Source organism: Lignipirellula cremea (assembly GCF_056501455.1).
On record NZ_CM151415.1, the window covers coordinates 64,787 to 88,215 of the forward strand.

A 23,429-nucleotide genomic window follows, 5' to 3' on the forward strand; every position below is an offset into this window, starting at 1 on the left:
GGAACACGAAGGACGGAGAGAAACGTTCTGGGAGCGAGCGAGCGGTCGAAGCGTCGTCCTTCCATTATTCGCTCAATTGTCGGCGTTATCCGGTTCTTTCTCCACGACCGGTACGTATTCCATCTCTCTCGCCCCTTTGAGGCTACCGTCCGGCTGGGGCATCGGCTCGAAGAGATCGTCGTTCTCGAAGAGCTCCTGGGGGGTCAGCATTCCGGGACGCTGGTCCAGGGTCCCGATTTTCTTGAATTCCGGGATCTGGTTCAGGACGTATGCCGTCAGCTCGCTGCAGATCCACTCGTCCTTCTGGTTGAAGAGCGCGTCGGACGCCGCCCGGGCCGCGTCGCCGGTGACCTTGTTGATCAACCAGCCGACGAAGTGGTCGTTCAGTGCGTGAGCGACCAGCACGCCGTTGTCGAATCGCGTGCCGACCTGCGACTCTGCCAGCTCGCAGATCCGGTCGGCCAGCTCCGGCGTCAGTCCCCGCGGCTTGCGAAAGACGACGTACCGGGAGGTCATGTTGAAGTACTGCTCCGTCAGGCTCGTGACCAGCACGCCCTTCTTGAACGCCGCTTCGACGCAGGTATCTTCCCCCGTCACGATGAACGCGTGGGAGATCACGACCGGGCTCTCCTGCCGACGATGGCCGACGCTCCCGATCACCTGGCTCATCCAACTGCTGGAGTGGTTGAACCCGATCCAGCCCCGGTCGTAGTCCTTGCCGTAGACCGGTCGCCGCTTGTCGAAGAGCGGAGCTTGTTCGTTCTCGATCACGGGTAGGGGCATCCTTCAGGAGGGGTCAGTTACCGCAGCTTCAACTCCTCCGGTGCAAGCGGCGCGCCGTCCACGGAGACCACGATCGAATTCGTGAACGAGTCGCCGAAGTCCTTGAAATTTCGGTACTTCCAGACGACGTTCTTCTCCCGGTCGATCTCCACCAGCTGGGGATTCTCCGGCCCGGCGTGGCAGTTCCCCACGACGATATTGCCGCTGGGTAGAACCTGCAGGGTGGTGACCCAGGCCAGTCGCACCCCTTCGAGGTCGTCCTGCCCGACCTGCCAGACGATCTCCTTCGCAGGCGTCACCTCCAGGATGCCGTGGCCGTTGCCGGTCCCGATCAGCGTGTTGCCGCTGGGCAATCGGACCGCGGAGAAGGCCTGGTTGCCGTACGCTTCCGGTCCGTGACCCGGCGCCGGCTGACGATCGAACAACGGCACCTCGAACTCCCAGACGGTCTTCCCTTCCGGCGAATACTCGCGAACCAGCCCGTCCCGTTCATGGCAGACGAGATAGTTCCCGTTCTCGAGCGCGCGGACCAGCCGCGTATCGGAGTGGGCGTTCGTCTGGCGAACCTTCAGCGGAACCTGCTTCAGGATAGAACCGTCCTGCGCCACCTCGACGATGCGGGTGGTGCCCGACTCGGCGACCATCGTCGAACCGTCAGCTCGTCGCTGAAAGGCATGTACCTCGACCGGCTTTCCCTCCGCATGCTTCGTAGCGTCGTACGACCAGACGATCTTCTGCGTCTCGGGCTCCATCTCCACGACATGCTGCCAGTCGGTCTGGAACAGCAGGTTGCCGCTGGGCAGCACGTGCAGATCGTGCAGGGGCCCGATCTTGGTCTTCCAGACGATCTCGCCGTTCTCGACCTTCGCGAGAATGCCCTTCGACGAATCGGCGCCGTAGAACGTTCGCTGCGGCTCGTCGGCCCGGAGCGAAACGGCAGCGAGCAGCGTCAACGCGGCGATCGCGAAGAAAGGACGAAGATGGAGAAATCGCATCGCGAGAAGTTCCGAAGAGCGGGAAGCGAGATCGTGCGCCCCGTCATTCTGGTCTGGCTGGAATGCGGTCGCCAGTCATGAAGGTTCGGCGCTGTGCGGTCGCTCTCGGATTCCGGGGCGAGCGGGGGATGTAAATCCCCCGAGGTCGCTGGCGGCTCTCGTTCGATTCGGCCTCGGGGGACTCACGTCCCCCGCTCGCCAGGACCTTGCGTATCCGCCGACTCCTTCACTCATAAATCGGAAAGAACGTTCCGAACGCTTCCTCGCCGAAGACTCCGGGGTCGTTGAAACGCTGGTTGCGGTTGAGCGACGCGATCCGCTTCATCTCTTCGTCGGACAGCTCGAAGTCGAAGAGCGCCAGGTTCTCCGCCAGCCGCTCGGGTCGCGTGGTTTTCGGGATCACGGCGGTTCCGCGCTGGACGGCCCAGCGGAGCAGGATCTGAGCAGGGGTGCGCTCGTGGCGGGAGGCGATCTGGTGGATCAGCTGCTTCGCCATCACGGAATCGTCCTCCGTCGCCATGCCCAGCGGGACGTACGACGGCGCCCCGAACGGCGAGAAGGCGGTGACCGCGATCCCTGATTCCTTACAGAAGCGGAGCAGCTTTTCCTGCGTCAGGTAGGGATGCATTTCCACCTGCAGCACGGCAGGCGGCGTCATCCCGTACGCCAGCAGGTCCCGCAGCAGCGCGACCGGAAAGTTGCAGACGCCGATCCGCTTCGCGAAGCCGACCGTCACCAGTTCCTCCATCGCGGCCCAGGTCTCCGCGATCGGAACCAGATCGGGCTTCATCGCCGGCCGATCAGCCTGCGGATCGAAGACCCAGCCGGGCGGATAGCGTTCCTCGAACGGGACGTAGGCCAGCGAGATCGGGAAATGGATGAGGTACAGGTCCAGGTAATCCAGCTTCAGATCGTCCAGCGACCGCTCGATCGCGGGGCGGACATACTCGGGCCGGTGGTACGTGTTCCAGAGCTTCGACGTGACCCACAGATCCTCCCGGGCGACCCCCTCGTCCATGACTCGGGCGAGGCCGTCGCCGACTTCCTCCTCGTTGCCGTAGTCGCACGCACAGTCGAAATGGCGATAGCCGATCCGGGCCGCCTGGGCGACGACCTCCGCGGCGATCGGCTTCTCGATCTTCCAGCAGCCGAGACCGACGCTGGGCATAGCTCCGCCGTCGGCAAGGGGGACGTTCGTCACGTTCATGGGGGTCATCTCGCAAGGTCAGGCGAAGAAAGTCAGTCGCTGCGGGCTCTACGGTAGCGGGCGAAGCGCGTCCGTGTGCCGCTGCCGGCTCGTCCGACGGCGCCGCGAATCTTGTAGGGTAGGATGATCCGGAAGTTTCGACACGCTCCGTAGAGACTGCTCCTGCCGCATGAGCGCTTCCCTGAGAGAATCCTCCGCCGTCGAATCGGTCGAGCGCCTGCTCCGCCGGATCGACGCGGTGAACCCTAAGCTGAACGCCGTCGTCATTCGCCGGGACGAAGAGGCGCTGGCAGAAGCCAAGGCCATCGACGTACGGATCGAACGGGGCGAGTTGACCGGACCGCTCGCCGGCGTGCCGGTCTCGATCAAGGAGTGCTTCCGGCTCGCGGGGACGGACGCCACGATCGGCCTCACGTCGCTGCGCGGAAAGAAGAGCGAGCGCGACGGTCTGCCCGTGCGGCGACTGCGCGCGGCGGGAGCCATTCCGCTCTGCAAGACCAACGTGCCGCAGCTCATGATCTGGCACGAGTCGGATAACCCCGTCTACGGCTGCACGAACAATCCCTGGGACCTCTCCCGCGGCCCGGGCGGAAGCAGCGGCGGCGAAGGGGCGCTGATCGCTGCCGGCGGTTCGCTGATGGGGCTGGGGAGCGATCTCGGCGGCAGCATTCGCCTGCCCGCCCACTTCTGCGGCGTGCATGGCTTCAAGCCGACGAACAAGCTGCTCCCTCGTACCGGCTCGCTCGGCACGCTGCACGGCATGAACGCGATCGAGTGGACCCCCGGTCCGCTCGCCCGCCGGGTGGCCGACCTCGCCGCGATGCTGGAGGCTCTCACCACGCCCTGCGAAGGCGAACCTCTCGACGAAGAAAACGCCTGGGAGTCGCGACCCGCTCCCTGGCGCGACGAGCGTCGTGACGTGCGGGGCCTGGCTATCGGCGTGTGGGAGGACGACGGCTACTTCGCGCCCAGCCCTGCGATTCGCCGTGCGGTCGACGAGGCGGCGAACGCGCTGGCGGGCGAAGGCGCGCGGATCGTGCGCTGGACGCCGCCCGACGTGCCGGAGGCGATCCGCCTCTACTTCGGACTGCTCGGCGCCGACGGCGGCGCCGACGCCCAGCGGATGCTCCGCGGCAGCGACGTCGACCAGCGCGTCGCCATGCTGAAGAACATCGCCAAGGTTCCCGTCGCGATGCGCGGCGCCCTCTCGGCGATGCTTCGCTGGCAGGGTCAGGTCTACAAGTCCGGACTGCTCCTCGCGGCGAAGCCGATCAGCGCCGACGGCTACTGGCTGCTCAACGACGAACTGACGCGGTATCGCATTCGCTTTCTGGAAAGCTGGCAGCAGGCCGGCCTGCACGCCTGCATCTGTCCGCCGCATGCGCTGCCCGCGATGCCGCACCGCCTGGGCTTCGATCTGATCCCCGCGGCCAGCTACGCCTTCCTGATGAACCTGGTCGGCTTCCCCGCCGGCACGGTCAGCCTGACCCGCGTCCGCGAGAACGAACAATCGCCCCGGGCGAAGAGCCGCGACGCCATCGTCCAGGCCGCCCGCTCGACAGAAGAAAACTCCGCCGGGCTCCCCATCGGCGTGCAGGTCGCCGCGCCCCACTGGCAGGACTCGCTCTGCCTCTCGGTCATGCAGTCGCTGGAAGAGCTGTTCGCCGGACGACCTGACTACCCCCTGAACGTCACGCCGCCGGGCATCGCGGGGCCGTGATCCTGGGTGGCGCCGGTTGCTCAACCGGCGTTCGCGAAGCGAATCGGAGGCCTTAGAAGCGTGCCGGAATGTCGTCGCCGTTTTCCATTTGCTGGCTTTCTCCTCGAAAGGATGACAGCCTTCTTAACGCCGCGTCGGCTCCAAGGCCTCCGACGGGCTGCGCCCGCGCCGGTTGAGCAACCGGCGCCACCCCCGGATGACGCTGAACTGCGCGAGGGGCCCCTTCGCAAGTTAGACTGAATCGCTCGCCCCTTCTCGACCTCGTCGGCTCCTCCTCGCGTGCGCCTCTTGCGTACTTCGTTCGATCGCTTCGGCATCGCCCTGCAAGTCGCGTTCGCGATTTTCTTCGCAGGCGCGATCGGGCTGTCGGTGTCGAGCTGCGAATCGCGACCTGCCGAGGCGCCGCTGACCGAGACGGCGCACGCCCACTATCACGTCCATGGCCCCGGCATCGAGCATGGCCACGGACACGCCGACTTCACGTCCGGCGGCCATAGTCACGGGCATGAGCATCCCTGGGACGATGAACTGCCTTAAGTAGTGTTCGTTCGGCTGCCTCCTTCCCCCCTCCTCTTCTCCCTGCCTGACTCTTATGACGCGTCCGTCCATCGCCTTCGCGGCGGCCCTGCTGTTCGTCTTCACGTGCGGCCTCTCTGCCGAAGAGCGAAAGCTTCACGTCCACTACGACGCGCCGGCGGAGGGAGAGGCGAAGCCGGGCGAGCTGTCGATCGAGGCGAACTACTGGCTCTGGATCCCCGACCTGGGCGAGCGACCCGTCCGCGGCGTGATCGTGCATCAGCATGGCTGCGGCGACGGAGCGGAACTGGGCGGCGTCACCGCGGCGGACGATCTGCACTGGCAGGAACTGGCGAGGCGGCACGACTGCGCCCTGCTGGGCTCGTCCTATCGCGCGAAGGGGGCGAGCTGCGGCACGTGGTGCTATCCGCAGGGAGGTTCCGACGCCGCCTTCCGCAAGGCGCTCAACGATTTCGCGAAGCAAGCCGGTCGCCCGGAGATCGCGACCGTCCCCTGGTGCCTGTGGGGGCACTCGGGCGGCGGCACCTGGGCGAGTTGGATGATGACCCTGCACCCCGAGCGGATCGTCGCGGCGTGGCTCCGCTCCGGCACGTCGTACAAGGACTGGAACAAGGACGACCCCGCTGCCGAGCTTCCCGCCGGCGTGCTGTCGATCCCCGTAATGTGCAACCCCGGCATGAAGGAGAAGGGGCACGAACGGTTCGACGGCGCCTTCACGAACACGCTCGCCATGTTCCAGGACCTGCGGGCGAAGGGGGCGCCCATCGCCTTCGCGCCCGATCCGCTCCGCGGCCACGAATGCGGCGACAGTCGCTACCTCGCCATCCCCTTCTTCGACGCCTGCCTGGCCATGCGACTTCCTGAAGCCGGCGACAACGATCAGGCGCTACGACCTGTATCGGACGAAGGCGTCTGGCTGGGCGACTGGGAAACGAAGATCGTCGGCCCGCTCGCGAAGTACGAGAGCGATCCGTCGCAGATGAGCTGGCTGCCCAACGAACGGGTCGCGAAGGTCTGGCAGGAGTACGTCGGCGCCGGGATCGTCGGCGACGACACGCCTCCTCCTGCCCCGACGGATTTCTCGATCGTCCGCAACCCGGATCAGACCGTGATCCTGAAGTGGGACCAGCAGGCCGACTTCGAGAGCGGCGTCGGCGGCTTCGACGTGCTGGTCGAAGGCCAGCCGATCGCCTCGCTGCCCGAGCAGCCCGCCTCCCATTTCGGACGCCCCCTCTTCCAGAAGATGTCGTACCACGACACCCCCGAGGCGCCCGTTCCCGCGATGGAGCTGGTTCTTTCCGGCGATCAGGCTCCCGCCGGCGCGTCGCTGACGATCGTCGCGAGGAATGCGGTCGGATTGAAGACGTCGAGCGAAGGCATCGCGGTTCCGGAGAGACGGTAGCTTTCCCCACGGCGTTCGATCAGCATGTAGCATCGCCTGCGGACGTGCGTTCGAAAGCCGTTCGAACGGCTCCGCGAGGCGAATCGCTTACTCCCTGGCCAGGTTCCGCGCCTCCCATGGCTCCTGACGACGTCTGCGAAGTCCTCGTCTTCGGGAGCAGCCATCTGCGCGCGGTGCGGCTCGCCTGGGACACGCGCGCGGGAACGGGGCGGACGGAGGGGCTGGACCTTCGCTTCGTTCAACTGCTCAGTCGCGACTGGCAGCCTTGGATCGTCGACGGCAGCTACAACGAAAAGATCCTGGCGGAACTCGCTCGACCAGGTCTCCGGCTGATCGTTTCGGTCGTCGGCGGCAACGACCACAACGCCCTCGGCCTCGTCAATCATCCGACCCGGTTCGATTTCGTGTTGCCGGAGGCTACCGATCTGCCGCTGCAGGCAGACGCCCAGGTCCTGCCGGCGCTTCTGATCCGCAGGAACCTGGAGAGGCGCCTGCTGCCGACGATCCAGTTGATGACGCTTCTTCGCCGGTCGACGTCGCTGCCGATCGTGCAACTCGAGTCCCCGCCGCCGATTCCGTCCGCCGAGCATATCGCACGGTACCCGGTCGGTTTCGAGGAACTGGTTCCGGAACTCGGCGTCGCCCCCGCGGCGCTCCGTTACAAGCTCTGGCGGGTCCATTCCGCGATCGTGCGGGAGGCCTGCGAAGAGGCGGGCGTCCGCTTCGTGCCGGTTCCGGCGTCGATGCAGGATGCCGACGGCATGCTGATCCGCGAGGCCTGGGCCGACGACTCGACGCACGGCAACGCCTTCTACGGCGAACAGATCTGTCGCCAGATCCTCTCCATCGTCGAGCGGCGCCGGGCAGTCGAAGCCTGAGTCGTTCGAGCGCTCGGGCAGAGCGAAAGAAAAGTGTCGCCTTCCGGATCGGTCCGCGCGTATCGTTCACTCGGCGGGGATCAGCGCCGGCCCAGGCGTCGCAGTCGAAATCCTAGGCTCCTCGACTCGTGACAGGCCCACGACGACCGCGCGCCCCCGCCAGGCGACGTCGCCCTTTTTCGTACACCCTGAAAGAGAGACGCTGATTTAGAAGGGCGATCGGGGGATGTGTGAATCCCCCGAGGCCGAATCGTACGAGCGCCAGGAACCTCGGGGGATTTACATCCCCCGCTCGCCGGCTACGCGAGGTTACTCCCATGCGCTTGGCGCGGGTCTCTGACCCCGCCGAGGGACCGACCGCAGGTCTCCCGCGCGGCAGGCCAGACGAAGCCGCGATGCAGCGGGCCGAAACGGGGTCAGGAGACCCCGGTCGCCAGCGGATTCTTTTCAGCGATCGTTCTAAAACGGCGGGGTCAGAGACCCGCGCCGAGCGCGCGATTGCGCGCCTTGCGATTTGCGAGCGGCGCTCGCTTCAGGGTGGCGCCGGTTGCCTCAACCGGCGCGGGCGCAGCCCGTCGGAGGCCTCGGAGCGAATTCGGCGCAAGGTCGCCGGCCAACTTCGAAAAGACGCTTCGTCGGAATCCGCCGGCGAGGATTCCGACGCGCCACTGAGGCCTCCGATCCGCTGCGCTGACGCTGGTTGAGACAACCAGCGCCACCCGTTCGCCGACGATTCCTGTATCCGTTCGGCGAACTATCGTGCCGATCGCAAGCCGCAAGGTGCGCTCGCCGGAATGCGTGCCTTAGAACCGAGGTTGCCCCAAACGGCCCGTTTCCCGTAACGTGGGCCCTGCTCGATTCGACGCGTCAAGGATGACTGCGCCATGAAAACCGTCCTGCTCGCCGGAGGACTCGGCACGAGGCTCGCCGAGGAGACCCGTACGCGCCCCAAGCCGATGGTGGAAATCGGCGCCCGGCCCATCCTGTGGCACGTGATGAAGCACTACCTTCGTCACGGGCACGACGATTTCTACGTCGCCCTCGGCTATCTCGGCGACGTGGTCAAGGAGTACTTCCTCGACCGGTACATGCTCTCGGGCAACCTCACGGTCGACTTCAAGAGCGGACGCATCGTTCGCGAAAAGGAAGATCACGAGCCCTGGTCGGTCAACCTGATCGAGACCGGCGGCGAAACGCTCACCGGCGGGCGTCTCCTCCGCATGCGCAAATGGCTGCATGACGAGACGTTCCTGCTCACCTACGGCGACGGCGTCAGCGACGTCGATCTCGGCGCCCTGGTCGCGTTCCACAAGCGGCACGGCAAGCTCGCGACCGTGACCGCGGTCCGTCCGCCCGCACGCTTCGGCGGGCTGATGATCGACGACGGCATCGTCACCCGCTTCATGGAAAAGCCGGTCGCCGGCGAGGGCTGGATCAACGGCGGCTTCCTCGTGCTGGAACCCGAGATCTTCCCTTACCTGCACGGCGACAAGTGCAGCCTGGAAGCCGACGTGCTGGAGCGACTGGCGGCCGAGGGGCAGCTTGCCGCGTATCGCCACGACGGCTTCTGGCAGTGCATGGACACGCTCCGCGACAAGAACTACCTCGAACAGCTCTGGTCGACCGGCGACGCCCCCTGGCGAACGTGGGACGCCGGCCAACCCGCCACGCTGCCGACGACCGCAGCGACGGAACGACGGAAAACAGCGTAGACGAACGAATGCAGTCCTGAGCGGGGGACGACAGTCCCCCGAGGCGCTCGGCGCTAGTACGGTTCGGAACTCGGGGGACTGTCGTCCCCCGCTCAGAATGCGAGTGAGAGACAATTCCATGATCGACCTTGCCGCACGTTTCGCTCCGCCGACGCTCGAATTCTCGCGCCGCTTCTGGCAGGACCGCCGCGTGCTGGTGACCGGCGCATCAGGCCTCGTCGGGACGCACCTGGTTCGCCGGTTATCGGACATGGGCGCCGAGACGATCGCGCTCGTTCGCGACTGGACGCCGCAGTCGGAACTCTACGGAACCGACCTCGTTCATCGCGTCCGCATGGTGAAGGGGGACGTCGTCGAGCAGGAGACGCTCGAACGGACGCTCGGCGAATACGAAGTGCAGACGGTCATTCATCTCGCCGCGCAGACGATCGTCGGCGTCGCGAACGCGAACCCGGTCTCCACGTTCGAATCGAACATCCGCGGCACCTGGTCGCTGCTGGAAGCCTGCCGGCGTAGCCCGGGCGTCCGGCAGATCGTCGTCGCCTCGTCGGACAAGGCGTACGGCTCGGTCGACGAGATGCCCTACACCGAATCGACGCCGCTGGAAGGTCGTCACCCCTACGACGTGAGCAAGAGCTGCGCGGACCTGATCGCGCAGTCGTACGCGACGACCTATTCGCTGCCCGTCTGCGTGACGCGGTGCGGCAACTTCTTCGGTCCCGGCGATCTGAACTGGAATCGCATCGTGCCGGGCACGATCCGCTGCCTCGCACGGGGCGAGCGTCCGATCATCCGTTCCGACGGCAAGTTCGTCCGCGACTACTTCTATGTCGAGGACGGCGCGATCGCCTACATGGCGCTGGCCGAGCAGATGGAGCTGCACCCTGAGCTTCAGGGCGAGGCGTTCAACTTCTCGCTGGAGCAGCCGGTCGACGTGCTCACGCTCGTTCGCAAGCTGTGCGAGCTGATGGGCGCCGGCTGCGAGCCGGTCGTTCAGAACCGCGCCTCGCACGAGATCCGAGAACAATGGCTCAGCGCCGAGAAGGCCCGCACGACGCTCGGCTGGCGCCCCCGATTCACGATGGAAGAAGGACTGAAGAGGACCGTCGCATGGTACGTCAATCTGTTGCAGTCGCATCGGTCGCCCGAGTTCGCTCCTGCCGGGCATGCGGCCTGACCGGACTGACGTCGGTTCTCGATCTCGGCAAGACGCCGCTGGCCAACCGGCTGCTCTCCGAAAAATCGCTCACGGAGCCGGAGCCGACGTTCCCGCTGGAACTGGTCCACTGCGGCGGCTGCTCGCTGGTGCAGATCGCCGAGACCGTTCCGCCGGAAGAGCTCTTCCGCGACTACGCCTACTTCTCGTCCTACTCCGAGACGATGCTCGCCCATGCGCGCACGGTCGCGGAGCGGATGATCGAAGAGCGCCAGCTCGACGCGAACAGCCTGGTCGTGGAACTGGCCAGCAACGACGGCTACCTGCTGAAGAACTACGTCGCCGCGGGCGTCCCGGCGCTCGGCATCGAACCGGCGGAGAACGTCGCCGCCGTCGCCCGGTCGCGACACGGCGTCGAGACGATCAGCGAGTTCTTCGACCTGCGGCTGGCCCAGACGCTGGCCCAGCAGGGTCGCCGCGCGGACGTTTTGCATGCGAACAACGTTCTCGCCCATGTCGCCGATCTGGAAGGCTTCGTCGCCGGCATCGCGGCGCTGCTCCGTTCGGACGGACTGGCGGTCCTCGAGTTTCCTTACCTCAAGGAGATGCTCGACAAGATCGAGTTCGACACGATCTATCACGAACATCTCTGCTACTTCAGCCTGACCGCGGTCGAGCGCCTGTTCCGCCGGCACGGGCTGGAGATCGTCGACGTCGAGCGCCTTCCCATCCACGGCGGCAGTCTGCGGATCTTCGCCGAGCCGATGCGGGACGATCGCCTGCGTCTGCCGTCGGTCGCCGTGCAGGAGCTCCTGCGGGAAGAGCGCCGCTGGCGGGTCGACGCGCCCGAGTCGCTGGCGAAGTTCGCGCTCGACGTCAGGACGCTCAAGGCCGACCTGACCGCGGAACTGAACGACCTCAAGCGGGCGGGCAAGCGGATCGCGGCTTACGGCGCCTCGGCCAAGGGGAGCACGCTGCTGAACGTCTTCGGCATCGGTCGCGAGACGATCGATTTTCTAGTCGACCGGAGTGACGTGAAGCAGGGGCGTTACACCCCCGGCACGCACCTGCCGATCCTGTCCCCGTCCGCGCTGCTGGAACGGATGCCCGACGTGACGCTGCTGCTGACGTGGAACTTCGCCGACGAGATCCTCGCCCAGCAGGCCGCCTATCGCGCCGCCGGCGGCAAGTTCCTCATCCCGGTCCCGCAGCCGACGCTGGTGTAGCGGTCGTTCTTGTTCGTAGGGTGGGTCTTGACCCACCTGTCGTTGACCGTGAGCTGCCGCAACGGATCTTTGCCGACCTTCGATCTATCGCGCGGGGCTCTGTCCGGATCGAACGTAGCGACGAGTCGTCCTTCGACTTGCGCATCGAGGGTCGTGAGAATGACAGGTGGGTCAAGACCCACCCTACGGAAGGACGCTCAGCGAACGCCATGGAATTCCACCCCACCGACCTCCATGGCGTCTGGCGCTTGTCGCCGACGCGGCTGATCGACGAGCGGGGCTTCTTCGCCCGGACGTGGTGCGAGGAGGAACTCGAGCGTCACGGCCTGGTCAGCGAACTCCGGCAGTGCAGCGTGTCGTGGAACGAAGTCCGCGGCACGTTCCGCGGGATGCACTTTCAGACGCGGCCCTACGGCGAGACGAAGATCGTCCGCTGCGTCCGCGGGGCGATCTACGACGTGGTCCTCGATCTGCGCCCCGAGTCGCCGACGTATCGTCAGTGGCAGGGCTTCCGCATCTCCGCCGACGATCGCGACGCGATCTATATTCCTGAAGGCTGCGCTCACGGCTTTCAGACGCTGTGCGACGACGCCGAAGTCCTGTATCAGATCGCCGACCCCTACGTTCCTGAGGCCGCGACCGGCGTCCGCTTCGACGACCCCGCCTGGAACATCCGCCTGCCGTTGCCGGTGACCCGCATCTCCCCCCGCGACGCCGCCTGGCCTGACTTCGACGCCGGGCGATTGCGTCCCGCGGCGTGAGAGCGCGTTGCGTTTTTTTACGAATCGGTTCGCGCAGTCGTCGGTGGGTCGCGCATGAAGAAATGCCCGTGAAGAAGACGCCCCTTCTCGTCTTTGTGATAGTTGTAGTTGAAGCATCCCGACGTGCAGACGACGTCAAAGAGGGACGCATTATCGATGACCGATAGCGGCGAACCGCACGCCGGACACGCAGGCTGGACGCAAACGTCGGCGTTCTGGACCTGTTCCACGATCTGCTGAATCTGGGCTTGCTCCGCCCTTCGCTTTTCGCAGCGCGAAGGAGTCCAGACATAGAGCGAGCGTCCGCGGCAGACGTCGAAGGTCCGAACGACTGGATCGAAGTCGAGATCCGTCGTGATGTCTGACGTCTGGCCGCCGCCCAGGATCGAAAGCGTGAGTCGAAACTGGTTCCGGATCGCGCTGTTCGGACCGCAGTTTCGCTCTTCGTTGAAACGTGCGACGAAGGAACCGGTCGCGCGTTCGACCGGATGATCCACCTGAGGAATCAGCTCTCGTGCGACGAAGCGTTCAAGATGAAGGAGGAACGCCTCGTTCACCAGTTCCCGATGGTACGTCGTCTGAAACGGTCCGAGCTCAATCGTCGATAGAAGCGACATCGTGGTAGAGGCTTGTCGGGAGAAGCAGGCGCGGCTACGCCTTCACGCCGCCGAAGGCCGCGAAGCAGTAGCGCTTGTGGAGTACGTGGGTCCGCTCGAAGCCGACGCGCTTGAGCAGATCGAGCTGGTACTCGAGCGACCGGGGCGTATCCTCGGCTTCGATGTAGGCGAAGACCTTCTGAACGTAATCCGGTCCGCCGAGCGCCTCCAGATAGGCGGCGTAGCCTTCGCGGTCGAGCGCCGCGATCCCGGGCGAATCGCTTTCGAGCAGATCGTAGATCCAGAGAGAGCCGCCCGGGCGCAGCGCGGCGAAGAACTTCGCGAAGACCGACTCCCACTCGTCGTCCGTTCGCAGGTGATGCAGCGTCGAGGCGGTCACGATCGCGTCGAACCGCTCCTGCCCCAGATCGACCTCGCGGACGTCGGCCTGCAAGGTTTCGACCTCTCCGCTGGTCGCGGCGGAGACGCGTTCCTGAGCCCGGTCGAGCATCGGTCGGCTCAGGTCGAGCAGCGTCACGTCGCAGCTTGTCTGCTGGCTGGGCAATTGGCCGGGACCCCTGTCCGGCAGCTTGCTCAACAGCTTGAGCGCGTAGTTGCCCGCTCCGCATCCGACGTCGAGCAGGCGCCGCACGTCCGGCGTCGTCGCGACCGCGGCCTCCGCGATCCGTTCCAGGCAGAGGGGCGAATCGATGGCCGCCGACTGTCCGGTCTCGAGGTTCGAAAAGCGATCGACGTCGGCGTCGAACCGGGCGCGGATCTCTGCGACGGTCGATTTCCGATTCACGTGCGACTCGCTGGCGTTACGATCAGGGGACTCGTCGATTCTTGCGGAACTGGCACGCGATGCGCATGCCCGGTTCGACGGTCAGGTAAGAAGGGAAGCAGCGTACCGCGCCGCGAGGGCCGATGAGGTTCTGCCCCGATCGGGTGTTCCCTCTAGGATCCGGGAGCCGATTTCGCCGTCGAAGGTTCGGGTTCCCTTCGCTTCATACATCTGTCTTCGGACTGCTAATGCGATCGTACGTCGAATCGAGGGAACTGCCGCTGGGAGCGAGCGACCGCCTCGCGCCGCCGGAACCCGTTTCGTCCGCTCCGCGACCCGGGCTTTCGCAGCGTCATTGCATCGACGAGATGATGGACGACCCGGCCATCGACGAGGCCAGTCATCGGACGGCGCTGCGGGGACTGGCGCGTCTGAATCGCATCAGCGGTAGCGTGGCCCGCATCTGGCGTCCCATCCATCGGCTGGCGAGAACGCACGGGCTGAAGCGAATCACGCTGGTCGACATCGCGACCGGAGGGGGCGACGTTCCGATCGCGCTGTCCCGGCTCGCACGACGCGCGGGCATCGAACTGCGGGCGACCGGCATCGACCGGAGCCAGCAGGCGCTCGACTTCGCGACGACGCAGGCCCGCAAGCGAGACGCGGACGTCGAATTCCGACGAGCCGATATTCTTGCCGACGAGTTGCCCGGGTCGTACGACGTGGCGATCTGCTCCCTGTTCCTGCACCACCTGCGGGATTCGCACGCCGTTCACGTGCTGCGTGCGATGAACGAGTCGGCGACGCGGCTGGGGCTCGTGAACGATCTGGCGCGTTCCCGGTTAACGTATGCGCAGGTCTGGCTCGCGTCACGGATGATTTCGCGGTCGCCCATCGTTCACCACGACGGACCTGCCTCCGTGCGGGCGGCGTTCACGCGGGACGAAGCGTTGGACCTCGCGCAGCGGGCCGGGTTGCGCGGCGCCGAAGCGACCTCCACCTTCCCCTGCAGGTTCCTGTTGACCTGGCGCCCGTCGGGATGTTCATGAACTCGACCGACCCGAGCGCCGCGACCGACCGACCGCTTCGCAGCCAGGCAGCGCCCGCCGTCGATCTCGCCCGCGCTTCCGGAACGGTCTGGGACGTCCTGGTGATCGGCGCCGGTCCCGCCGGAGCGTTGGCCGCGCGGCAGACGGCGAAGCTCGGCGCACGGACGCTGCTCGTCGATCGCGCGAGCTTTCCCCGCGGCAAGGTCTGCGGCGGATGCTTCAACGTGCGGAGCGCGAAGCTCCTGGAACAGGTCGGGCTGGGCCATCTTCTATCGCAATGCCAAGCAGTCCCCACTCGCGATGTCGAGTTCACCCTGTCGGGTCGCTCGCTGCGGCTGCCGCTCGCGGGCGGCTATGCCCTGTCGCGTGAGACCTTCGACTTCGCCCTGATCCAGGAGGCGATCGCGGCCGGCGCCGAGTTTCTGCCCGGTACGCGAGCGGTGCAAAGCGAAATCCGTGGGGAAATGCGGGTGGCTGAACTGGTCGGCGACGCAGGACCGCACGAGGTCCGCGCCCGGGTCCTGATCGCGGCGGACGGGCTGGGCGGGCGGATGCTCGACGGACGACCGCAGCCGCCCGATGCGGCATCGCGGCTCGGCGGCGGAACGCTGGTCGACGACCTCGGGGCGGACTACCGATCTGGGACGATCTATATGGCGCTCGGTCGCGACGGATACGTCGGCGTCGTTCGCGTCGAAGGGGGACGACTGAACGTGGCCGCCGCGTTCGATCCGGGGCCGGTGAAGCAGAAGGGAATGGCGCCCCTCGCCGAAGAAATCTTAAGACAGGCGGGACTGCCCCCGATTGCCGGTCTCGACTCCGCGGAGTGGCGCGGCACGCCCCTGCTGACGCGGCGTGCGGAGTCGGTCGCTGGGGAGCGGATTCTCGCTCTGGGTGACGCTACGGGCTATGTGGAGCCCGTCACCGGCGAAGGAATGGCCTGGGCGATGATCGCTGCGGTCGCTGCGGCCCCGCTTGCCGTGGATGGCGCCCGGGCGTGGACTCCGATCATCGCTCGCAGATGGGAGGGTGAATACCGGGATTTGGTCGCCCGAAGAACCTGGTTCTGCCGTACGATAACGGGCTTGCTGCGTTCGCCCTTCGCGACCCGATCGGCTCTTGTCGCAGCGTCGATACTTCCTTCGGCGGCCTCCGCGCCGCTCCGCTGGCTCGACCGGCTTCCGTCGATGGCCGGCTCCGCGCGCGACGCATAGCAGCCTGTCGATTCTTCGGCCGGCTGCGTTCGCCGCGGGATGATGACTTGCGGCGCCGATGCGGCGACCTGACGCGTGCCGCTTCGAGCGTGCCGCGGCTTCGATCACGATCTCAGGAGTTCCTTCAGGATGTGGCTGCCGATTCTGGGTCTGGGTACTGCCGTTCCTGAGTTCGAGATGCAGCAGGAGGAGGCGGCCGAAATGGCGGCTGCCATGTGCGGCCCCGACGTCCGCTCCGCCAGGCTCGCCAAGGCGCTGTACGGCAAGGCGGGCGTCAAGACGCGCCATACGGTCGTCCCGCACCGCATGGCGTACGAGTGGCTGAGCGAAGATCCGACGCAGAACTTGGAGCCGACCGACGGCCCGACCACCGGCGAACGGATGGCCCTGTACGAAATGCAGGCTCCGCCGCTGGCCGAGGCCTCCGCCCGTCGGGCGCTGGAAGACGCCGGCATCGAGGCCGACCGGATCACGCACCTCGTGACGGTCACCTGCACGGGTTTTTTCGCGCCGGGTTTCGATTTTCACCTGTTCAATGCGCTCGGCCTGAAGCCGACGGTCGAACGCGTCCAGGTCGGGTTCATGGGCTGTCACGGCGCCATGAACGGCCTGAAGGTCGCACGAGCGATCGGCCTGTCCGATCCTGACGCGCGGATCCTGGTCTGCGCGACCGAACTCTGCAGCCTGCACTATCGCTTCCGGTGGGATCCGCAGTTCGTGATGGGGAACGTGCTGTTCGCCGACGGCTCGGCCTCGATCGTGCTGGGCGGACGCGAAGAGAGCGAGTGGAACCTGCTTTCGACCGGCTCCTGCGTGCTGCCCGATTCGGGCGACGCGATGACCTGGCGGGTCGGCGATCACGGCTTCGTGATGACGCTCGACGCGACGGTGCCCGACCGGATTCGATCGGGCCTCCGGCCTTGGATCGATCAGTGGCTCGCGAAGTCGGGTCACTCGGTCGCGGGCATGAAGAGCTGGGCCATCCATCCGGGCGGACCGCGAATCGTCTCCGCCGCCGAGGAGGTTCTGGAACTCCCCAAGGAGGCGACGGCCGTGTCGCGGGAGATCCTTTCGGAGTACGGCAATATGTCGTCGCCGACGGCGCTCTTCATCCTGGAGAAGATGCGCCGCGAAGGCCATCCGCAGCCCTGCGTCGCGCTCGGCTTCGGACCTGGTCTCGCCGCGGAAGCCGCGCTCTTCGGACCCGCCTCGCATAGCGGGAACGGCGCTCTGCATAGCGGCAACGGCAACGGGCGCTGACGCCCGAACTTCGGGTTCGACGGCTCGGTTGAAGGCCAACCTTCAGAAGAATCCACAGTTGCGTGGATTCTCGGAAAAAATTAACGGCGTTTTCTTACTGCCGTAGGGGATTTAAGCTCCCTGCCCGAGGAGTTTAGCCCCAACGTCGGGGGCGCTCTGTCCCCTAGATGGCGCTGTACGGCTCCGAACGCTGGCGTTGAAGCGGGTATCGAAGCGACCTAATATCGCCAGATAGAGGGACTGGGGGAATTTTCGCGCCTCCGCGTTCTTCACCCTGCCCTGCCCCTGCTTCCTGCCATACTTTTCTTCCTGGGGGTCGCCATGCGCACCGCTCCTCTGCGCGCACGTTCCGTGCGCGGCTTCACTCTCGTCGAGTTGCTGGTGGTCATCGCGATCATCGGCGTGCTCGTCGCGCTGCTGCTTCCCGCCGTTCAGGCGGCCCGCGAAGCGGCGAACCGCACGAGCTGCAAGAACAATCTGAAGAACCTCGGTCTCGCGATCCACAACCACCACGACACCTTCAAGGTTCTGCCCAAGAACCACTATCCGGATGTCACGCCGCCCGGTTGGAGCGCGTGGCATCGCTTCGGCTTCCACTACAAGATTCTGCCCTTCATGGAGCAGGGGAACATCTACGATCAGGTCGATCTGAAGGCTGCGAACTGGAACAACGGCTGGAACGCGGGCGCCGCGCCGGTCGGAACGTTCCTCTGCCCGTCAGCCAATCGTGCTCCCGGCCGAAGCTTCAGCTGGGGCGGACCGGGCGTGCATTACGGGTGGTTAGTCGGAACGCGTTCCCGAGTGACCTGGGGCAGCGCCCCCGAGTACAACGGGATGCTCAACGTCATGGAGGAACAGGGGCTCGCCGTGACGACCGACGGTCTGTCCAACACCGTGATGGGCGGCGAGTTCCTCTCCGGCGACGGCAACGACGGCCTGGCGAAGTATCCGTTCGACCTCTTCTACACGGGGAGCGACAGCGATTTCAATTTCGCGAACGCTGACTTCGCGACCGACGCCGAAGTCGAAGCCCTGGGACAGAAGCTGAAGGCGGCGACCAGCGCGAAGAGCAATAACGGCTCGAACTATATCTGGTACGCTGCCGCCAATTCGCACCTGAACGGGGTCGCCCCGCCGAACTGGAAGTATCCCAGCGGCGCAGGCAACTGCTGCCCGGGCGGCGCCCATGACTGGTCGGTCGGCGCGCTTCCTCCGCGGAGCATGCACCCGGGCGGCGTCTGCATCGTAATGGGCGACGCTTCCGTGCAGTTCGTCGGCGAGACGATCAACCTGCTGACCTGGCAACGTCTCTGCCATCGCAACGACGGCAGCCCCGCCCAGCTTCCGTAACCGTGTCGCAAGATCGTTCGCGACTGGCGGAATCCCTGACGATCCGAACCGCGACCGGCGGTTCGGATCTTTCTTACTTCACTGTTTCGAGAGCCCGATGAAGCGTTACGCCCCGGTGTCCTTTCTTTCCCTTGCGTCGATCGCCGTCGCGCTCGTCGGCTGCGGTCCCAAGATCGAAACCTACGAGATGCCGCAGAAGACCGCCGTCACCCAGGCGAGAGAACTCTTCGAGGGCTATGCCGCCGGCAACCCGGCGACCAGCGAGGTCGAGAACTACCCGGCGATGATCGAGGCCGTTCGCGCGGAAGATCCGGAGGCGGCGAAGGTCATCGTCCCGGCGCTGGAGAAGATCAAGGCGAACCCCGGGAGCGTGAAGGCGACCGCCACGCAGGCGCTGAAGGAACTTCCTCCCGCCCCCGCGGCGACGGCGACCCCCTGAGCGGAACGGACCATCGAAAGTGCTTCGAAGGCGGTCGTCGGAAGTTCCGACGACCGCCTTTTTCATGCGCTCGCAGGAGTGCGCCGAGGAGAGCGAACGGCCTCGGCGGCGGGCGCCGTCGGTCCGGAGCGGTTAGGCTGAAAGGGCGGCGTCGCCGCGATCTCCTCTCCCGCCTCGTCGACGGAACGTCCCGCCATGAATCGTCTCGCTGCGCTGCTCGGTCTCGCTGCCCTGCTGCTCGCCGCGGCGCCTGCGCTCGCGCTCGAGCCGCGTCCGAACGTGATCCTGATCTTCGTGGACGATCTCGGCTACGGCGACGTCGAGTTCACCGGCGCCCGGAACGTGCAGACGCCGAACCTGACGCGAATGGCCCAGCAGGGCCGCGTTTTCACTGACTTCTACGTCGGATGCCCCGTCTGTTCCGGGTCGCGGACGGCGCTCATGACCGGGTGCCACTTCGCTCGCCTCGGCATGGCGCCGGTGCTTTTTCCTAATAGCAGCGAAGGCCTGCATCCCGACGAGACGACGCTGGCCGACATGCTTCAGGAGGCCGGGTACAAAACCGCCTGCATCGGCAAGTGGCATCTGGGACATCTGCCCCCCTGTCTGCCGACCTATCAGGGGTTCGACGAGTACTACGGCGTGCCCTACTCCAACGACATGTGGCTCGATCCCGCGAACGAACTGGCGAACGATCTGATCGTGCGGGAGGATCTCACGCGGGAGGAGGTCGCGGCGGGGCACAAACGCAAGAACTGGGTTCCGCTCATGCGCGGCGAGAAGGTGATCGAGTACCCCGTCGACGAGACCACGCTGACGAAGCGCTACACGGAAGAGGCCGTCCGGTTCATCGACCAGAATCGCGACGAATCGTTCTTCCTGTACCTGCCCCATACGATGGTGCATCTTCCGCTGGCGGCCTCGGAGGAGTTCCGCGGGAAGACCGATTCGCTGCTCGGCGACGCCATCGCGGAGGTCGACTGGTCCGTCGGCCAGATTCTGGACGCGGTCGACGAGGCGGGCATCGGACGCAAGACGCTCGTCATCTTCACCAGCGACAACGGCGCCGCCGTCGGATCCTCGAAGCCGTTGCGGGCGAAGAAGGCGAGCCTCTACGACGGCGGCATCCGCGAGCCGACCGTGATGCGGTGGACCGACACGATTCCCGCCGGCACGACCTGTAACGAAGTCGCGGCCACGATCGATCTGATGCCGACGCTGGCGAGCTTCTGCTACGGCGACCTGCCGGAGCGAAAGATCGACGGCAAGGACATCACGCCGCTGGTCATGGGCGCCAAGCACGCGAAGAGTCCGCACGACGCCTACGTGCTGATGCACAACAAAGGGTGCGTCCGCGCAGGCCAATGGAAGTTCTATCCCTGGCCCGAGGGGCAGGAGCGAGGGCGCGGCAATGCCGACGTTTCGGCGGAAGCTCCTTCCGTGCAGCTTTACGAGATCGGGACGGATGTCGGCGAGACGAAGAACGTCGCCGCCGATCATCCCGACGTCGTCGCCCGACTGCAGCGGGCCTACGACGAGCATGTCGCCGAGATCCAGACGAATCGCCGCCCGACCGCGAAGCTCCGGCGACCCGTAGGTTCGCCCGCGGCGAGCCGACCGTAGCAGGAGCGAGCGGAAAGTCGCTCTAGGACGCGTCCCTTCGAGCGCAGCGCGGACGGCGTCGGAGGGGCGAACGGGATCTGCGAACCGAACCCGCGCAAAGTCTTGAGCAGGAACGGATCCGGCGAAAAGACGCGAGTTCCTGCGAAGCGCAGCGAAAGCATCCCCGGCAGGATTCGAACCTGCGACCTAGCGATTAGAAGTCGCTTGCTCTATCCAGCTGAGCTACGGGGACGTGACTGGAAAGTAGAGAGTAAAGCGTAGAAAGTAGAGCGGCAATTCCCCTCGACGGTTCGCCCCGGCTAGAGAGCGGAGAGGTAGAGCGTAGAAAGTAGGGAGAGCGCCCTCGCCCGCCCTCTCCCGTCTCTCCTCTCTACTTTCCGCCTTCTCCTTTCTCTCCTCCCCCATGCTGTCGCTTCGCAACGTCGAAAAGTCCTTCGGCGACTTCCAGGCCGTCGCGCCGCTGTCGATCGATTTCGCGGCGGGAGAGACGGCTGCGCTGCTGGGGTCGAGCGGCTGCGGCAAGTCGACGCTGCTCCGTATGATCGTCGGCCTGATCGAACCCGACCGGGGGGAAGTCGTTTTCGACGGCGTGCCGATCACGCGAGGCAACCTGCAGGAGTTCCGCCGACGGACAGGCTACGTCATTCAGGACGGCGGACTCTTTCCGCATCTGACCGTCGAGCGCAACGTGACGCTGATGGCCCGGCAGATCGGCTGGACGCAGGAACGGATCGACCACCGCCTGGAGAACCTGCTCGCGCTGACGCAGATGCCGCCTGACATGCTGAAGCGCTATCCGCTGCAGATCTCGGGCGGTCAGCGACAACGCGTCAGCCTGATGCGGGCGCTGTTTCTGGACCCCGATCTGATCCTGCTCGACGAGCCGATGGGCGCCCTCGATCCGCTGATCCGCAGCGAGCTGCAGAACCAGTTGCGGGAGATCTTCGACCTGCTCCAGAAGACCGTCCTGCTGGTCACTCACGACATCGCCGAGGCGGGCTTTCTCGCGCAGCGTCTGATCCTGCTTCAGGGAGGACGCGTGCAGCAGGACGGCGAGCTCCGCGACCTGGCCGAGCGACCGGCGAACGACTTCGTCCGCAGCTTCCTCAACGCCCAGCGGTCGCCGCTCGAATCGCTCACGGAGGCCGCGAGATGAACGGCTGCCTTTTGCTGCTGTCCTTGCTGCTTCCGGCAACCGACGCTCCGAAGATCGTCGTCGGGTCGAAGTCCTTCACCGAGTCGACGATCCTCGCAGAGTCGGCGACGCTGCTGGCACGCGAAGCGGGATGCGAGGCCGTGCATCGCCGCGAACTCGGCGGGTCGCTCGTCCTGTGGAAGGCATTGCGGGCGGGCGATCTGGATCTGTATCCCGACTACACAGGAACGCTTCTGCTGGAAACGCTGGCGAGCGAGAAGCTGTCGTCGGCCGACGAACTGTCCGCGGCGCTGGCGAAGTACGGCATCGGCATGACGCAGTCGCTCGGCTTCCAGAACGGCTACGCGATCGGGATGACCCGCGAGCGCGCGACGGAACGCGGCATCGCGTCGATCTCCGACCTGCGGGAGCATCCCGATCTGAAGTTCGGGTTCAGTTCGGAGTTCCTCAATCGCGAAGATGGCTGGCCCAGTCTGCGGGCGAAGTACGGTCTGCCGCAGCGAAGCGTCGTCGGGATGGAGCACTCGCTGACCTATCCGGCGCTTCAGTCGGGCCAACTGAACGCGATCGATCTGTACACGACCGATCCCAACATCGCCCGGTTCGATCTGCTCGCGCTAGAGGACGATCGCGAACACTTTCCGGAGTACGAGGCGGTCTTTCTCTATCGGCTCGATCTCGAAGAGCGGGCGCCGGCGTTCGTGGCGCGGCTGAAGGATCTGGAGGGTCGCATCTCGGAAGCGGCGATGACGCGGATGAACGCCCAGGTCGACGTCGAGTCGCAGGCCGAGTCCGACGTCGCGGCGGAGTTCCTCACCACGGCGCTCGGCGCCCAGGTGCAGTCGACCGCGGCGAGTCTGCCGGAGCGCATCGCGCGGCGGACGATGGAGCACCTGTTCCTGTCGGGCGTGTCGCTCGGGCTCGCGATTCTGGTCGCGCTGCCGCTGGGCGTGCTGGGCTCGAAGCGGCGCTGGCTGGGGCACGCGTCGCTGATGTTCATGGAGACGGTGCAGACGATCCCAGGTCTCGCGCTGCTGGTCCTGCTCGGGTCGGCGCTGTCGCTGTTGTCGCTCTCGATGATGGGGCCGCTGCCGGCGATCCTGGCGCTGTTTCTGTACAGCCTGCTGCCGATTTACCGGAACACGCTGGCGGGGATGCAGGGGATCGCCGCGCCGCTGCGGGAGTCGGCCGAAGCGTTGGGCCTGTCGCGGCTTGAGATCCTGCGGCTGGTGGAGTTGCCGCTGGCCGCCCCGATGATCCTGACCGGCATCAAGATCACGGCGGTGATCAATGTCGGCTACGCCGCGCTCGGCGGCCTGATCGGAGCGGGCGGTTACGGCCAGACGATCATGGAGGGGCTCCGCCGGCTCGACGTCGGCGTGATCGCGGAGGGAGCGATCCCGGCGGCGGCGCTCGCGCTCGCGATCAAGTTCGCGTTCGAGGCTCTCGAGCGGGCCCTCCTTCCGCAGGGTCTGCGGACGGCGTAGGGCGCGAGCCGTTTCGCTCAAGCGGAGCCGTTCTTGAAGCGATACTAAAAAAATCCGATCGTTAAGCTTTTGCGTGGAACTGGGCGGCGCTATA

21 protein-coding genes and 1 tRNA gene are annotated in these 23,429 nt (G+C 65.9%); 16 read left to right on the top strand and 6 right to left on the bottom strand.

Annotated features, from left to right (window positions below; all coding sequences use genetic code 11):
* Positions 1-72: 72 nt before the first annotated feature.
* From SH602x_RS00270 to SH602x_RS00280, 3 genes are all read right to left on the bottom strand, one after another.
* On the bottom strand, positions 73-771 hold the full coding sequence (locus tag SH602x_RS00270; protein ID WP_479474903.1) for a C40 family peptidase: 699 nt from the start codon (positions 769-771) through the stop codon (positions 73-75).
* A 29-nt stretch (positions 772-800) separates the two neighbouring features.
* The gene (locus SH602x_RS00275; protein ID WP_479474904.1) at positions 801-1,778 is read right to left on the bottom strand and encodes an outer membrane protein assembly factor BamB family protein; all 978 of its coding nucleotides are present in this window, start codon (positions 1,776-1,778) and stop codon (positions 801-803) included.
* A 226-nt stretch (positions 1,779-2,004) separates the two neighbouring features.
* Positions 2,005-2,985 (bottom strand): aldo/keto reductase, encoded by a 981-nt coding sequence (locus SH602x_RS00280; protein WP_479474905.1) that lies wholly within the window; start codon positions 2,983-2,985, stop codon positions 2,005-2,007.
* Between the two features lie 169 nt (positions 2,986-3,154).
* Here SH602x_RS00280 and SH602x_RS00285 point away from each other — a divergent pair, with 169 nt between their 5' ends.
* The 8 genes from SH602x_RS00285 (at position 3,155) to SH602x_RS00320 (ending at position 12,377) form a co-directional block, all read left to right on the top strand.
* Positions 3,155-4,705 carry an amidase family protein gene (locus SH602x_RS00285; RefSeq protein WP_479474906.1) on the top strand — a complete coding sequence of 517 codons (1,551 nt, stop codon included), beginning with the start codon at positions 3,155-3,157 and terminating at the stop codon, positions 4,703-4,705.
* Between the two features lie 288 nt (positions 4,706-4,993).
* Complete coding sequence (locus SH602x_RS00290) at positions 4,994-5,242, top strand: hypothetical protein (RefSeq protein ID WP_479474907.1); 249 nt, start codon at positions 4,994-4,996, stop codon at positions 5,240-5,242.
* 55 nt (positions 5,243-5,297) lie between these two features.
* Positions 5,298-6,644, top strand: a complete 1,347-nt coding sequence (locus SH602x_RS00295; protein ID WP_479474908.1) for an alpha/beta hydrolase family protein — start codon at positions 5,298-5,300, stop codon at positions 6,642-6,644.
* 116 nt (positions 6,645-6,760) lie between these two features.
* The gene (locus tag SH602x_RS00300; protein ID WP_479474909.1) at positions 6,761-7,522 is read left to right on the top strand and encodes a hypothetical protein; all 762 of its coding nucleotides are present in this window, start codon (positions 6,761-6,763) and stop codon (positions 7,520-7,522) included.
* Positions 7,523-8,406: 884 nt separating this feature from the next.
* On the top strand, positions 8,407-9,234 hold the full coding sequence (gene rfbF, locus SH602x_RS00305) for a glucose-1-phosphate cytidylyltransferase (protein ID WP_479474910.1): 828 nt from the start codon (positions 8,407-8,409) through the stop codon (positions 9,232-9,234).
* A 118-nt stretch (positions 9,235-9,352) separates the two neighbouring features.
* Complete coding sequence (locus SH602x_RS00310) at positions 9,353-10,411, top strand: NAD-dependent epimerase/dehydratase family protein (RefSeq protein ID WP_479474911.1); 1,059 nt, start codon at positions 9,353-9,355, stop codon at positions 10,409-10,411.
* Positions 10,345-11,616: a class I SAM-dependent methyltransferase gene (locus SH602x_RS00315; RefSeq protein ID WP_479474912.1), complete on the top strand. Its 1,272-nt coding sequence runs from the start codon at positions 10,345-10,347 to the stop codon at positions 11,614-11,616. The genes SH602x_RS00310 and SH602x_RS00315 overlap by 67 nt, the downstream gene beginning before the upstream one ends.
* A 209-nt stretch (positions 11,617-11,825) precedes the next feature.
* Positions 11,826-12,377 (top strand): dTDP-4-dehydrorhamnose 3,5-epimerase family protein, encoded by a 552-nt coding sequence (locus SH602x_RS00320; RefSeq protein WP_479474913.1) that lies wholly within the window; start codon positions 11,826-11,828, stop codon positions 12,375-12,377.
* 17 nt (positions 12,378-12,394) lie between these two features.
* Here SH602x_RS00320 and SH602x_RS00325 read toward each other — a convergent pair whose 3' ends face one another.
* Together SH602x_RS00325 and SH602x_RS00330 are read right to left on the bottom strand one after the other, a co-directional pair.
* Positions 12,395-12,994: a hypothetical protein gene (locus SH602x_RS00325; protein WP_479474914.1), complete on the bottom strand. Its 600-nt coding sequence runs from the start codon at positions 12,992-12,994 to the stop codon at positions 12,395-12,397.
* A gap of 34 nt (positions 12,995-13,028) precedes the next feature.
* On the bottom strand, positions 13,029-13,778 hold the full coding sequence (locus SH602x_RS00330) for a class I SAM-dependent methyltransferase (RefSeq protein WP_479474915.1): 750 nt from the start codon (positions 13,776-13,778) through the stop codon (positions 13,029-13,031).
* A gap of 227 nt (positions 13,779-14,005) precedes the next feature.
* Between SH602x_RS00330 and SH602x_RS00335 the strand changes: the two genes are divergently transcribed.
* The 6 genes from SH602x_RS00335 to SH602x_RS00360 all read left to right on the top strand — a co-directional run bounded on the left by SH602x_RS00335 (position 14,006) and on the right by SH602x_RS00360 (position 20,692).
* Positions 14,006-14,806, top strand: coding sequence for a methyltransferase domain-containing protein (locus SH602x_RS00335; protein ID WP_479474916.1), 801 nt, complete (start codon positions 14,006-14,008; stop codon positions 14,804-14,806).
* The gene (locus SH602x_RS00340) at positions 14,803-16,020 is read left to right on the top strand and encodes an NAD(P)/FAD-dependent oxidoreductase (RefSeq protein ID WP_479474917.1); all 1,218 of its coding nucleotides are present in this window, start codon (positions 14,803-14,805) and stop codon (positions 16,018-16,020) included. Before SH602x_RS00335 ends, SH602x_RS00340 begins: the two co-directional genes overlap by 4 nt.
* Before the next feature lie 129 nt (positions 16,021-16,149).
* On the top strand, positions 16,150-17,280 hold the full coding sequence (locus SH602x_RS00345) for a type III polyketide synthase (RefSeq protein ID WP_479474918.1): 1,131 nt from the start codon (positions 16,150-16,152) through the stop codon (positions 17,278-17,280).
* A 351-nt stretch (positions 17,281-17,631) separates the two neighbouring features.
* A complete protein-coding gene (locus SH602x_RS00350) occupies positions 17,632-18,630 on the top strand; it encodes a DUF1559 family PulG-like putative transporter (protein ID WP_479474919.1) in 999 nt (332 codons plus the stop codon).
* A gap of 115 nt (positions 18,631-18,745) precedes the next feature.
* A complete protein-coding gene (locus SH602x_RS00355) occupies positions 18,746-19,069 on the top strand; it encodes a hypothetical protein (protein WP_479474920.1) in 324 nt (107 codons plus the stop codon).
* Between the two features lie 195 nt (positions 19,070-19,264).
* Entirely contained in the window at positions 19,265-20,692 is a 1,428-nt protein-coding gene (locus SH602x_RS00360; protein ID WP_479474921.1) for a sulfatase family protein, read from the top strand.
* Between the two features lie 158 nt (positions 20,693-20,850).
* Here SH602x_RS00360 and SH602x_RS00365 read toward each other — a convergent pair.
* Positions 20,851-20,924, bottom strand: a tRNA-Arg gene (locus SH602x_RS00365).
* 171 nt (positions 20,925-21,095) lie between these two features.
* On the opposite strand from SH602x_RS00365, the gene SH602x_RS00370 reads away from it, so the two are divergent.
* Both SH602x_RS00370 and SH602x_RS00375 read left to right on the top strand, forming a co-directional pair.
* A complete protein-coding gene (locus SH602x_RS00370; protein WP_479474922.1) occupies positions 21,096-21,848 on the top strand; it encodes an ATP-binding cassette domain-containing protein in 753 nt (250 codons plus the stop codon).
* Positions 21,845-23,335, top strand: a complete 1,491-nt coding sequence (locus tag SH602x_RS00375; protein WP_479474923.1) for an ABC transporter permease/substrate-binding protein — start codon at positions 21,845-21,847, stop codon at positions 23,333-23,335. The genes SH602x_RS00370 and SH602x_RS00375 overlap by 4 nt, the downstream gene beginning before the upstream one ends.
* Positions 23,336-23,429 lie beyond the last annotated feature (94 nt).

Coding starts and splice junctions, on each gene's coding strand:
- SH602x_RS00275 (WP_479474904.1), bottom strand. CDS start 1,778: ATGCGATTTCTCCATCTTCGTCCTTTCTTCGCGATCGCCGCGTTGACG.
- SH602x_RS00280 (WP_479474905.1), bottom strand. CDS start 2,985: ATGAACGTGACGAACGTCCCCCTTGCCGACGGCGGAGCTATGCCCAGC.
- SH602x_RS00285 (WP_479474906.1), top strand. CDS start 3,155: ATGAGCGCTTCCCTGAGAGAATCCTCCGCCGTCGAATCGGTCGAGCGC.
- SH602x_RS00295 (WP_479474908.1), top strand. CDS start 5,298: ATGACGCGTCCGTCCATCGCCTTCGCGGCGGCCCTGCTGTTCGTCTTC.
- SH602x_RS00300 (WP_479474909.1), top strand. CDS start 6,761: ATGGCTCCTGACGACGTCTGCGAAGTCCTCGTCTTCGGGAGCAGCCAT.
- rfbF (WP_479474910.1), top strand. CDS start 8,407: ATGAAAACCGTCCTGCTCGCCGGAGGACTCGGCACGAGGCTCGCCGAG.
- SH602x_RS00310 (WP_479474911.1), top strand. CDS start 9,353: ATGATCGACCTTGCCGCACGTTTCGCTCCGCCGACGCTCGAATTCTCG.
- SH602x_RS00315 (WP_479474912.1), top strand. CDS start 10,345: ATGGTACGTCAATCTGTTGCAGTCGCATCGGTCGCCCGAGTTCGCTCC.
- SH602x_RS00320 (WP_479474913.1), top strand. CDS start 11,826: ATGGAATTCCACCCCACCGACCTCCATGGCGTCTGGCGCTTGTCGCCG.
- SH602x_RS00325 (WP_479474914.1), bottom strand. CDS start 12,994: ATGTCGCTTCTATCGACGATTGAGCTCGGACCGTTTCAGACGACGTAC.
- SH602x_RS00335 (WP_479474916.1), top strand. CDS start 14,006: ATGCGATCGTACGTCGAATCGAGGGAACTGCCGCTGGGAGCGAGCGAC.
- SH602x_RS00340 (WP_479474917.1), top strand. CDS start 14,803: ATGAACTCGACCGACCCGAGCGCCGCGACCGACCGACCGCTTCGCAGC.
- SH602x_RS00345 (WP_479474918.1), top strand. CDS start 16,150: ATGTGGCTGCCGATTCTGGGTCTGGGTACTGCCGTTCCTGAGTTCGAG.
- SH602x_RS00360 (WP_479474921.1), top strand. CDS start 19,265: ATGAATCGTCTCGCTGCGCTGCTCGGTCTCGCTGCCCTGCTGCTCGCC.
- SH602x_RS00370 (WP_479474922.1), top strand. CDS start 21,096: ATGCTGTCGCTTCGCAACGTCGAAAAGTCCTTCGGCGACTTCCAGGCC.
- SH602x_RS00375 (WP_479474923.1), top strand. CDS start 21,845: ATGAACGGCTGCCTTTTGCTGCTGTCCTTGCTGCTTCCGGCAACCGAC.